The organism is Paenibacillus sp. BJ-4 (assembly GCF_020404765.1).
Classification (GTDB): domain Bacteria; phylum Bacillota; class Bacilli; order Paenibacillales; family Paenibacillaceae; genus Paenibacillus.
On sequence record NZ_JAIVEM010000149.1, the window covers coordinates 185,293 to 198,551 of the forward strand.

Here is a 13,259-nt window from a genome sequence, read left to right on the forward strand (position 1 = left end):
GAAGGCATGCACAAGCCAACCTGCGGGACTGTTTGTTTTTTTAGGAAGGATGCATGCTGTAAAATGGCAAACGTACGTTCTTTTCTCCCTTGCCTCGTGTGCTATACTGTTTAATAGAATGTTGTTCGTTGGAAAGGAGGCCGCATCATGTCGGTCCGTTTGTTGATTGGCCGTTCGGGTAGCGGGAAAAGCACGTTAATCCGTCATGAGATGACGTCCATGTTACGCGAGCAGTCGCTAGGTAAGCCTATGCTGCTGCTTGTGCCGGAGCAATCGTCATTTGCTTCCGAGCATGCGTTGCTTACAGAAGCCGGAAACGGTATTCAGGGGTCGGTGCGCGCCCAGGTGATGGGATTTCATCGTCTTGCTTATTTAGTCATGCAGGAAACCGGCGGTTCAGCGCTGGTGCCAGTGACAGAAGAGGGCAAGAAGATGCTTTTATATAAAATTATTCGTCGTCGCAAGGATGAACTGAGTTTGTTTAAGGAATCGGGTGACCAGCTTGGCTTTGTGGATCGGTTGAATACGTTGTTTACGGAGCTGAAGCAGTACGGGAATGATACCCGGTCTGTACCTGAGCAACTGGAGCGCATGCATGCCGCGGGAGAGTCAACCCCGATTTTGCGCGGTAAGCTCAAAGATATCAGCTTAATCTATGAGGATTTTGAACGCGAGCTGTCACTTAGATTTATTGACGGTGAGGATACGCTGCGTATGCTGGCAGAACAGATTGCCGAGTCTTCCCTTGTGCGCGGGGCAGATATTTGGATGGATGGCTACCGCAGGTTTACGCCGCATGAATATAAGGTGGTGGAGCAGCTTATGCTGCACGCTTCTTCGTTGACGGTGGCGCTGACCTGCAACCGCAGCTATGAGAGCGGACAGCTTCCGCATGAACTGGATTTGTTCCATCCGCCAGCAGCTACCTATGTAAAGCTTAAAGGGATGGCGGATGAGCTGATGCTGGAGACGCAGACGCAATTGCTGCGCCCTGATCCAATGCCGAGATTTAAGGAGCGTCCGGCGTTAGCATATTTGGAGGCACATTTTGAACATCGCACAGGATTTCGGATGCGGCAGCAGCAACGGGAGCAGTGGCCAGAAAAACAGCCGGAAGGCATAAAGCTGTACGCTGCGGCCAATCGTCGTGCTGAGTTGGAAGGGGCCGTACGCGAAATGCGCCGTCTGGCCCGTGATGAGGGCGCGCGTTATCGGGAAATGGCTTTGTTTGTACGTCATATTGAAGATTATGAGCCATGGGTGGAGCCGATATTCAAACAATATGAGGTTCCGGTATTTCTGGATCAGCGGAGAAGTGTTTTGCACCATCCCTTAGTGGAAATGATTCGGGCTTCGCTGGATATTGTCCAGCGGCGTTGGCGGTATGAGGATGTATTCCGTGCGGTCAAAACAGATCTTCTGCTGCCGTTGGATGGTCGGGTTAGCCGTGAGGACATGGACCGTCTGGAAAATTATGCACTGGCCTGCGGAATACAAGGCAGCCGTTGGACAGACGGACGACCGTGGCAGGCTGTTCCCAGCCTGTCGCTGGAGTTGGAGGAGCAGGAGCGGAATCGGCAAAGAGATGAGACATTAGATTTGATGGAGCTATGCCGTGATGTGATCGTGACGCCTATACGTGTGTTTGAAAAACGTCTGAGCAAGGCCCGCACGGCACTTGAGAAGTGTGAAGCTGTATATCTGCTGCTGGAGGATGCAGACATCGGTCATAAGCTGGATGCCTTTATTCGTCAGGCTGAGGAAGCCGGAAATCCTGAGCAGGCCAAGGAGCATCGTCAGGTATGGGATGCAGTGCTTGAGCTGCTGGATCAGATCGTCGAAATGATGGGTGATGAGAGACTGGATACCTCTTTATTCGCGGGGGTGCTGGAGACGGGCTTGGCTGAGTTCCGTATGGGACTTGTGCCGCCGGCTCTGGATCAGGTACTTGTCGGCAACACAGATCGGACACGTGTAGCGGGCATACAGCATGCCTTTGTTCTCGGCATGAACGAAGGTGTGATGCCAGCTGTGTTTCATGAGGACGGTGTGCTGAATGAGCAGGAGCGTACCGCTTTAAACGAACGAGGCGTGGAGCTGGCACCGGATATGACAAGACGTCTGTTGGATGAACGTTTTCTCGCTTATTCGGCTCTTACATCACCTGGCAAAAGCCTGTGGATGAGTTATGCTGTGACCGATGAAGAAGGGAAGTCGCTGCTGCCGTCAGAGTTGGTTCGGCATGTCCGGCAGCTGTTTCCCGGTCTGGAAGAACGTCCATTGGCTGGATACCCTCTGCCTGGGGATGACTGGGCGACGCAATGGGAGTATGCTTCCCATCCGTCCGAGGCTTTGCCGCAGCTCATTGAGCAATTACGGCATTGGCGGCGTGGCGGTGATATTTTATCTCCTTGGTGGGAGGTATACAACTGGTATGCCAGCCAGCAAGGGTGTGAGAAGGACAAGCTGCGTCAGCTGCTGACCTCTCTTTTTTACGAAAACCACGCCGAATTGCAGAAGGAAACGAGTCACCGTCTGTACGGCAGCAAGCTGCGTACGAGTGTATCTCGGATGGAACGTTTTGTCGCATGTCCGTTTTCGCATTTTGTCTCTCACGGTCTTCGTTTGAAAGAGCGCCAGATGTATCGTCTGAAGGCACCGGATATCGGACAATTATTCCATGCAGCGCTCGGTGAAATGGCGATCAATCTGCGCGAAAGAAACATTAGCTGGGGGAGTCTCAGCACGGAGGAGTGCCGCCAGGAGGCGGAAACGACAGTGGAGCGTTTGGCTCCTCGCCTGCAAGGCGAGATTTTAATGAGCTCCAAGCGATACGGCTACATTTTACGCAAGCTGAAGGATATTGTGAGCCGTGCTTCATTGATTTTGGGTGAGCATGCGCGTAGAGGCAGCTTTGAGCCGATTGGGCTGGAGCTGGACTTTGGGCCGGGTCAACCGCTTCCGCCCCTGACCTTTCGACTGGATAACGGCGTTATCATGGAAATTGTCGGACGAATTGACCGTGTGGATGTAGCAGAGGGAGAAAAAGGTTTGCTATTGCGGGTCATTGATTACAAGTCCAGCCAAAAGGATCTTAAGCTGCATGAGGTGTACTATGGCTTGTCCCTGCAAATGCTCACATATCTGGACGTGCTGTTAAATGCAGCAGAGGAATGGTTGGGCGAAACGGCCTATCCGGCGGGGACGCTATATTTCCACGTTCACAATCCGATGTTGCAGTCGCCTAACGGTCTTAGTGCGGAACAGGCTCGTCAGGAGCTTTTGAAACGCTTCAAGATGAAGGGACTATTGCTGGCGGATCGAGATGTGGTTGGACAGATGGATACGGCACTGGATAAAGGGTATTCCTCCATTTTACCTGTTGCGGTGAAAGCAGACGGCAGCTTTTACAGCAGTGCCTCAGTCGCTTCGCCGGAACAGTGGGATCGTCTGCTGGCTTCGGTGCGTAACAATATTCGAACGATTGGAACACGGATGACAGAGGGCGATGTGGCCATTGAACCTTATCGTATTCAGCAGGAGACGGCATGTACATTCTGCTCATTCAAGCCAGTTTGTCAATTTGACGACAGTCTGGAAGGCAGTGGCTACAATCAATGGGGGAAACCGGGTAAGGATCAAATATGGAATCTGCTGGGTTATACAGAGGAAGGGAAAGGAGGAATGGACCAATGATAGAAGCTTCTAACACGAAAAGCATACTCAACACAAAAGGCATACCGAAGCCGGAAGGCAGCATGTGGAGTGATGACCAGTGGCGCGCAATTTCGGAATCCGGCAACAACATGCTGGTGGCCGCAGCGGCGGGGTCTGGCAAAACAGCGGTGCTTGTAGAGCGTATTATTCGCAAAATCGTCGATCCCCAGCTCGGCTTCAGCGTGGATCGGTTGTTGGTGGCGACCTTTACAAAGGCCGCAGCTGCCGAAATGCGTCAACGGATACGGGAAGCACTGGAGCGCGTGCTGGAACAGGAACCGGAAAGTGAGCATGTACGTCGTCAGCTATCGTTGCTGAATCGGGCCTCGATTACGACGCTTCACTCTTTTTGTATGGAGGTCATTCGCAGGCATTATCAGGCCATTCCCCTAGATCCCGGTTTTCGGATTATGAATGAGCATGAGACGGAATTGCTGCGACAGGAGCTGCTGGAAGAGCTGTTTGAGGAAAAATATGAGGCTCATGATGAAGGCAGCACGTTCCGCAGACTGGTGGACTGGTTTAGTGGAGAACGCACCGATGATGCGATGTATGTGCTTGTTCAGCGGCTGTACGATTTTTCTCAAAGTCATCCTTGGCCGGAGCATTGGTTGAAGCAGACAGCAGCAGCTTTCCGTGTACAGGATGTGGCCGCTTTGGGAGAGACTCCTTGGGTTCGCAGCATTGTGGCGGATGCCGCACTTTCCCTGCGCGGAGCTGCAAGCTTGCTGGAACAGGCGTATGAAACAGCTATGCAGCCCGGCGGTCCTGCACCTTATGCAGCAACGCTGCAAGAGGATGCGGCGATGGTGAAGGGATTGCTGCAGGAGTTGGAGATACAGCCGTGGGCGACCCTGTATGATCACTTTCAGCTGGCGTCCTTCAGCAAGCTCAAGCCGGTCAAAAAAGATCAGACCGAGCCTGCATTGCAGGAACGGGTCAAGCTGCTGCGTGAGGCAGCGAAAAAAATGATTACAGATATGAAAGCTTCCCTGTTCGGCAGGAGAGCGGAAGCTTATTTGGAGGAATTACACGCAGCGGCTCCTCTGATGGACGAACTAGTAGAGACCGTCATTGCATTCGGGGAACGATTTCAGCAGCACAAGCAGTCTAAAGGGCTGGTGGATTTCGGGGATTTGGAGCATTATTGTCTAAAAATATTGCGTCATCCTGATTCTACTCCAGATAGATTGCTGCCTTCGGACGCTGCGCTTGAATACAAGGCGCAATTCGATGAAGTATTGCTGGATGAATATCAGGATACGAACACCGTACAGGAAGATATCGTCAGATTGGTTTCTCGCGAGGAACCGGGTAACCGTTTTATGGTAGGAGACGTGAAGCAGAGTATATACCGGTTTCGGCTGGCAGAGCCAGGTCTGTTTTTGAATAAGTATCAACGATATGGGTTGCAGGAGCAGGAAGATGGCCTTTTGATTGATTTGGCGCGTAATTTCCGCAGTCGGGAGGAAGTTGTCGATGCGGTCAATTTGGTGTTCCGTCAGATTATGAGCGTTGATGTGGCTGAAATTGAATATGACGAACGGGCTTGGCTGGTACACGGCGCATCCTATCCCGAGCAGACGGAGAAAGATGCTGCATCTGCCTACGCACCCGAGTTGCTGCTAGTTGATAAAGGCGGGAAAGGTCTTTCGGATGCATTGGAAGAAGCTGAAGCAAATGATGAGTCTGCTGTACAGGAAAACGAATTGGCCGAGCTTGCTGAGCTGGAAACGGCGCAGTTAGAAGCGCGTGCGATCGCGCAACGGATTAAGGAGCTGACTGGAGATACGGGACAACCACTGTTGATTTACGACAGAGGTTTAAAAGCGATGCGCCCGGCAGTCTACGGTGATATCGTCATTTTGCTTCGTTCAGCCAGCGTGTGGGCTCCTTTAATTGTGGAGGAACTGCGGCTTGAGGGCATTCCGGCTTCCGGGGAGCAGACGACAGGCTTTTTCAAAGCAACAGAGGTAGAGGTGATGTTGTCCTTACTGCATATTATTGATAATCCGCAGCAGGATATCCCGCTTGCATCTGTGCTTCGTTCGCCGATTGTGGGCTTGACCGAGGACGAGCTGGCTCAAATTCGATTACAGAAGCCTGACGGACTGTTTTATGGTGCTTTGCTGGCGGCAGCAGAGGCCGCCCCACTTGAGGAGAGAGAAAATGCAAGCTCCGCTGACATCATGGGACCGGACCTTTTCACCGAGGACTCGCTCTCTTCATTTGAATTTAGTGACAGAAATAACGGGAATACGTTGTCTACCCGACTGCGTTCATTTTTGCATAAATTGGAAGCGTGGCGGAAGGAAGCCAGACAAGGCAGCTTAAGTGAATTGGTTTGGAATTTGCTGGAGGAAACGGGATATCTGGATTGGGTAGGCGGTCTGCCTGGCGGCTCACAACGTCAAAGCAACTTGCGGGCGCTGTATGACCGGGCCAGACAATATGAGACTTCAACGTCTAACCGTGGATTGTTCCGATTTCTGACCTTCATTTCCCGTTTGCGGGAGCGAGGTGGTGATTTGGGTTCCAGCAGTGGTGGTACAGAGCCCGATCAGGCCGTTCGTATTATGACCATTCATAAAAGTAAAGGACTTGAATTCCCTGTTGTGTTCATTGCCGGGACGGCTAAAATGTTCAATCAGCAGGATCTGAACGCGCCGTTTCTCATGCACAAGGAGTTGGGGTTTGGTCCCAAATATGTGGAGGAACAAAATCGGGTCAGCTACCCGACGCTGCCTAATTTGGCGATTCGTCGACGCTCCCAGTTGGAGTTATTGGCTGAAGAAATGCGGGTGTTATACGTGGCGCTTACACGTCCACGCGAAAAGCTTATCATGACCGGAACGGTGAAGGACCTCGCTTCACGCGCAGCAGGCTGGGCACGTGCCAAAGAGCATACCGAAACCGTCCTGCCAGACTATATGCTAGCGGCAGGCCGCAGTTACCTGGACTGGGTAGGTCCCGCTTTGATTCGCCATCCTTCTGCTGTTGCATTGCGGGAAGCGGCGGGTGTTCAAGCTGGATATTTTCACAGGTTGGAGCATATGCCAGGGGCAGACTGGCTTTTTAAAATTGTGGCTTCGGAGACTCTTTCCGGCTCCCGTGTGAGCTCGGCCCATGAGGAAGAGATATCCGGCGAGGAGCGACACAAGAAAACGGAAGCGCTGAGAAATGCACAGCCGATTGACGTGAACGCAAAGAGTGAAACGGATATGGCCGCAGCTCTTTCCTGGACCTATCCGTATGAACGGGCAGGCAAGACGGCAGCCAATACGTCGGTTACCGAGATGAAAAGATGGCTGGAAATGCAGGAGATTGGAGCGGAAGATTGGCTGAATCTATCTGCCTCCCAACTAGCAGAGTTACCGGAGGATCAAAAAGATTCTCGTACAGGCGGCAATGGATTACATCTGCGCAGACCTAGGTTTATGGGAAATCAACGTCTGACTCCGACGGAACGCGGAACAGTGTATCATATGCTAATGCTGCATTTGCCGTTGGATGGGGTGATGAACGCCGAGGTTATTGAGGAAACCAAGGCCCGTCTGTTGAATCAACGCATATTGCTGGAGATTCATGCGAAGGTGCTGGATACGGACAAAATATTGCGCTTTTTCACCAGTGAGCTGGGTGGCAGAATGCTGGAGGCATCCCATGTTCAACGTGAGCTTCCGTTTACTTATACGATGCGGGCAGCCGATTACTGGAACCACAGCCTGCCATCGATGCTGCCAGCACAGGAAACACAGGAAATAGATTCGGAAGGCGGTCAGGACGATAAAGTGCTGATGAACGGGATTATTGACTGCCTGTTTGAAACTTCGGAAGGACTTGTGTTGGTAGATTATAAAACAGATCGAGTATCGCAGTACCGTACGCTATCTCATTTAACGGAGCAGTATCGTTTTCAATTGGAGCTTTATGCCCGCGTGATCGAAGAAATTACAGGAAAAAAGGTTGCTGAGAAATGGTTGTATTTTTTTGAGGCTGGAGAGAGTGTGCGGCTGTAGTTATGTACTAGAGGGAGGAGGAAGAGCATGCGGATTTTGCATACAGGTGATTGGCATTTGGGTCGCACTTTGGAAGGACGCAGCCGTTTGAAGGAGCAGGAAGCGTTTTTGGAAGAATTGGCGAAAATGGCTGATGATCAGCAGGCAGATTTAATTATGATGGCTGGAGATGTGTACGATTCGGTTAATCCTTCGGCGGCCGCCGAGCAGTTGTTTTATGAAGCATCTGCCCGCCTTACGGCTGGAGGAAGACCCCTGGTCGTTATTGCGGGCAATCACGATCAGCCGGAAAGGGTATCCTCGGTCACGCCGCTGGTAAGCGGGCGCGGAATTACACTGCTGGGACTACCCAGCGGAAAGGCGGTGCAGGTTCATACACCGCGAACGGGTGAAATGGCATGCATCGCAGCCCTGCCGTATCCCTCCGAGTCCCGTCTGAACGAGCTGTTGTCTGAGGACGGAGATGAGACGGTATTGCGCGAGGCATATAGCCGCCGTGTAGGGTTGCTGATGGCACAGCTGGGTACAGAGTTTCGGCCTGACACTGTCAATTTGTCGATGAGCCATATTTATGTGCTCGGCGGGCTGGAATCAGACTCGGAACGTCCGATTCAGGTCGGGGGAGCTTATACAGTCGATCCGTCAGCGCTGAGCATCGGGGCGCAATATACAGCTCTAGGACATCTGCATCGTCCCCAGTATGTGAAGGGAGACGGGCTGATGCGTTATAGCGGCTCTCCGCTGGCATATAGCTTTTCCGAGGCAGGACAAGCCAAATCGGTTACGTTGATTGACGTGGTTGCTGGCAAGCCTGCACAGGTCGAGGAACTGTATATTACCAGTGGACGTCCATTAGTGAGGTGGCGTGCACGGGGAGGTCTGGAAGAAGTATACCGCTGGTTGGACGAAGGGCTGGATACGGATGCCTTTATTGATCTGGAGATTACGCTGGACGAAGCGATGTCGATGGGGGATATTCAGCGGCTGCGCAAAAGCCGTGAAGGGATCATTCACATTCGTCCAATGTATCCGGAAATGGCTGCGGCTCAGCTGGAGCATCAACGATCAGAGCTGCCGGTTCATGAGCTGTTCCGGGCCTTCTATCAGCGACAGACAGGTGGAGCGCAGCCGGATGACGGATTGATGCAGCTGTTTCTGGAACTGGTGGAACAGGATGATGCAAGGGACCACGCTGAGGAGGATGATGCATGAAGCCGATTCTTCTGAAATTGGCGGGGCTGCAAAGCTATCGGGAACCGCAGGAAATTCGTTTTGACGAGCTGACTGAAACTGGATTGTTTGGGATTTTTGGCCCTACGGGCAGTGGCAAATCAACGTTGCTTGACGCCATTACGCTGGCTATGTACGGTAAAGTGGAGCGAGCGGTGAATGGCACTCAAGGCATTATGAATCATGCTGAGGATACATTGTCCGTTGCTTTTACGTTCGAATTAATGTCAGCCCAGGGACCTCGCCGTTACCGTGTAGAACGACGTTTCAAACGCGCTGGAGGTGTATCGGTGAATAACACGCTCAGTCGTTTTATTGTATGCACGGATGACGGCGAGGAAGTGCTTGCTGACAAGGTACAGGATGTGACGCGCTGTGTGGAGGAGTATATTGGCCTGAAAATGGACGATTTTACACGTGCTGTCGTATTGCCGCAGGGAAAGTTTGCGGAATTTTTGTCCTTGAAGGGCAGTGAACGCAGGCAGATGCTGCAGCGTTTGTTCCATCTGGAGAAGTATGGCGATCAACTCGCACAGAAGCTCAGCCGTCGTGTGAAGGACAATGACATGGCACTGAAAGAACTGGAGGCGGAGCAGCAAGGTCTGGGAAACGCGAGTGCTGAAGCGCTTGAACAGGTGGAGTTGCGCCTCAAAGAAGCGATTGCGAATGCAGAGGCTTCGCGCCGTGAGCTGGAGCATGTTACTCGCGAGGCGGAAGCGCTGAACAAAATCCGCGAGCTGGTCATGGAGCGCAGCCGCCGGGCGAAGGAACTGGGCCAGCTGGCTGCCCTGGAGCCAGCTATTGCTTTGCTGGAGCACAAGCTGCGTCAAGCATCGGCAGCTGAGGCATTGCTGCCAGTGCTGACGGATTGGAAGGAAGCCGTTGCCGAAGCGGATCAACGTCAAAAGGCTGCCGAAGAAGCTGCGGTTCAGGTCGCATCAGCCCAGGAGGCTGCGCTTGTGTCTGCACAAGCCGACGAACAGGCCCGGCAAGCGCTGAGCGCGGAGGAGCCAAAGCTGCTGCTCCGGATCGATCAGCTGGAACAGGCGCTTCAGTTGGAGCGTGATACGGAAGTGTTGCACACTGAACGAGAACGTCTGGCGGCAGAGCTGCTGCAAAGTGAGCAAACCCTTGCTTCATATGGCGAAGGACTCGCCAAGGAGCAAGAGCTGCAGGTACGAGGCTTGAAGCGACAGCAGGAGCTGCAACAGGAGCTAAAGCAAAATGAAGTACGGGCAGATGAGCGACGTATGCTGCAAGAGGCCATTCAACGTCTGCAACAGCTGGAGACGGTGAATGAGCAATTGCGTGAAGCTGAACAGGAGTACGACGTTCAGGAGAAACGGCTTGCGCAAGCTGACGAACATCTGAAGCTGACGGAGCAGGAGACACAGGAGACGGAGGCGCGGCGTTCTGCCCTTGCTGCACAGGCTGCTGAGAGCATCGAGGCGTTACTGACGCTGGAGACGGAAATCACGGCCGACGTGTCGGCACTGGCAGCCGAGGAGGAGCAACTGCGCCACAAGCTCCGCGTAGAGGAACTGGGCCGTCTCGCACAGCGTCTAGCTTCTGAGCTGCGCGAGGGCGAGCCGTGCGCGGTATGTGGCTCGCTGCATCACCCTGCACCTGCCGCCACGGCTGTCCGTGACGCGGATGCGGCGGCACCGGACGAGCTGCATCGCCTGCGGCTTGGCTTACAGGAGCTGCGCCTCACACTGCGCCAGCAGCTGCACGAGCAGCGCAGCCTGCTGATGCAGCCCGTCGTCGCAGACAGTGGGGCTGCTGCCACGGGCGAGCCTAACGCGTCCCCGGCAGCGCCAGCTGAGCCGCGCGGTGCCGCCGCTTGGGCGGAGCGCTGCATGGCGCTGGAACGGGCAGCGGCTGAGCTAGCCGCCCGTGCACATGCGCTGCCCGCGGAGGCGCACGCCTTGCGTGAGGCAGACGCCGCCGGACAGCAGCGGCGCATCCGTGCAGCTGCGGAGCAGGAAGCGGCTGCCGCAGCGCTGACGCAGGCGCGGAGCAAGCGCGAGGCATGCGCTAAGCGCAGCGAAGGATTGCGTGCCGAATGGGCCGCGCAGCTGCCGGACGTGGCACCAGGCGAAGCCGCGGAGCGTTATCGCGCCATGCAGGAACGCGACGGGCGTGCGGAAGAGCTGCGGTCGCGGCTGGAGACGAGCGTGACCTTCCTCGAACAAAAAGCTGCACGTATTCAGCAGATACAGCAGAGCATCATCGAGGAAGATAAAATCATTATTGCCCGTCGTACCGGGCTCCAAAGCAAAGACGATTCGTTGCGTGAGAAGCAGGTACAGCTCCGAAAATGGGTTGGCGAAGGGCAGGCAGCCTCCTTGTTGGCAGAAGCGACTTCATTCCTGCAGAGACTTAAAAAAGAAGCTGAAGCCGCGGCACGTCGACGTACTGAAGCAGAGGAACGCAAGCAGCAGGCCGTTCATGCTTCGTTGATTGCCCGGCAGGCTTCCGACTCGGCCGAAGAAAGACGGCAGACGTCTGAGTCCCGGTGGGGAAGTCGTCTGGCAGATTCATCTTTTGCGACGGAAGCAGAGGTCATGGAATGCTGTTTGGAACCGGATGAAGCCGCACGTTATGAACGTGAAGTGAGCCTGCATCGACAACGGGAACAAGAGCTGTCTTCCCGCTTAAAACACGTGGAAGAACAGCTGAATGGAGCAACGGTCACAGCGGAAGAGTGGGAAAGGGCTGCTGCGCAGCTCCGCGATTGCCGTACACGTGACGAAGAGGCGCTTCAGAATCGTGCCAAGGCTGAGCGTGATTTGGAGGATTTGCAGCGCCGGCATGTCCGCTGGGTGGAGCTGGAGTCCAATCGTATCCAATTGCGAAGCGAGGCAGAAAAGATGTCCAAGCTCCAGTCTGTTTTTCGGGGCAATGCCTTTGTTGAATACATTGCAGAGGAGCAGCTCATGCAGGTAAGTCAGTCTGCTTCACGACGTTTGCGTTTTCTGACCAAGCAGCGTTACGCGTTAGAGGTAGATTCCAGTGGTGGTTTTGTCATTAGTGACGATGCCAACGGTGGAGTCAAGCGTCCGGTATCGACTTTGTCCGGCGGCGAGACATTCCTGACCTCCTTGTCGCTTGCGCTTGCGCTATCAGCTCAGATTCAATTGCGGGGCCAATACCCGCTTCAATTTTTCTTTCTGGATGAAGGCTTTGGAACGCTCGACCCTGATTTGCTGGACACGGTGATCACCTCACTCGAAAAGCTGCATCACGATCAACTGTCTGTTGGTGTAATCAGCCATGTCCCTGAACTAAGGGCTCGTCTTCCACGTAAGCTGGTCGTTCTTCCTGCTGAACAGGCTGGAGGCGGCTCCAGAGTAGTCATGGAAACATTTTGAAGTGACGTGATGCAGATCACAGATACAGTTTCAAAGTGTTGTTATAATACAGCTAAGCCGACAAGTTAATCATACAGCACCCCGGCGGACGTATGCTGAGGAAGGTATTTCCCGGTATACGTCCGTTCAGAGGGGCTCTGCCAAGAGCCTCCGGGGTGCTTCTTTTTTTTTGCAACCCGAAATTCGCCCAATTTCTTGTAGCACATAGCCCGTTTTTGAATAACATACGGTATACATGCAAGAGCCTAGGAGGAAACAACCATGGAAAATAGTATGCCAACCGTTACAGCACCGGAACAAACGGATGCTAAAACACTATGTCAAAAGCATATGCATCGTTATGTATGCGTATGGGTGAAGGACGGGACCATGTATGATGGGATCGTAGAACATGTGGATGATGAAAAATTGTATTTAGCCGTTCCCGGGGGGGAGATGGAGAACGCAAACGTGAACGCGAACATGAACGTAAACGCGAATCTCCCTTATCCACCCAACAATTGCGGCTGTGGTGGCTCCCGTGCTTATGGGGGATATGCGTTCTATCCACCTTATCTAGGCCCCATACCACCTTATGGATATGGATATGGTTTCCCTTACGGGCGCCGACGCTTTAATCGTCTGATTCTGCCACTGGCTGCGCTAACTGCGATTAGCCTGCTGCCTTATTATTAAGCCACCGGTTGCCACATCGCCATAGTGCACATCCCCAATGTTCGTATAGTCAGCGCACATAATAATCGTACTTTATAAGTACAGCAAAGCGGCTTTACTGACCCAATTATATATGTTCACACCATAAAGGCTGCTTCTTCCTGGTATTATCCCCTTCAAGTAGACACTCAAAAAAGTCCGCATGGTATCATGAGGATTGAGTGAACTTGAAGGGGATATTTGTATGGCTAAAAAAGGACAGAAA

5 protein-coding genes are annotated in these 13,259 nt (G+C 53.3%); all 5 read left to right on the forward strand.

What is annotated here, in order from left to right; genetic code table 11:
• The first annotated feature begins 147 nt into the window (after nucleotides 1-147).
• A complete protein-coding gene (gene addB, locus LCF57_RS23200) occupies nucleotides 148-3,696 on the forward strand; it encodes a helicase-exonuclease AddAB subunit AddB (protein WP_226002820.1) in 3,549 nt (1,182 codons plus the stop codon).
• Nucleotides 3,693-7,736, forward strand: a complete 4,044-nt coding sequence (addA, locus tag LCF57_RS23205) for a helicase-exonuclease AddAB subunit AddA (RefSeq protein ID WP_226002821.1) — start codon at nucleotides 3,693-3,695, stop codon at nucleotides 7,734-7,736. The genes addB and addA overlap by 4 nt, the downstream gene beginning before the upstream one ends.
• 27 nt (nucleotides 7,737-7,763) lie before the next feature.
• The gene (locus LCF57_RS23210; protein ID WP_226002822.1) at nucleotides 7,764-8,948 is read left to right on the forward strand and encodes an exonuclease SbcCD subunit D; all 1,185 of its coding nucleotides are present in this window, start codon (nucleotides 7,764-7,766) and stop codon (nucleotides 8,946-8,948) included.
• The gene (locus LCF57_RS23215; RefSeq protein WP_226002823.1) at nucleotides 8,945-12,340 is read left to right on the forward strand and encodes an AAA family ATPase; all 3,396 of its coding nucleotides are present in this window, start codon (nucleotides 8,945-8,947) and stop codon (nucleotides 12,338-12,340) included. Before LCF57_RS23210 ends, LCF57_RS23215 begins: the two co-directional genes overlap by 4 nt.
• Nucleotides 12,341-12,601: 261 nt before the next feature.
• Nucleotides 12,602-13,015 carry a hypothetical protein gene (locus tag LCF57_RS23220; RefSeq protein WP_226002824.1) on the forward strand — a complete coding sequence of 138 codons (414 nt, stop codon included), beginning with the start codon at nucleotides 12,602-12,604 and terminating at the stop codon, nucleotides 13,013-13,015.
• The last annotated feature ends 244 nt before the right edge of the window (nucleotides 13,016-13,259 follow it).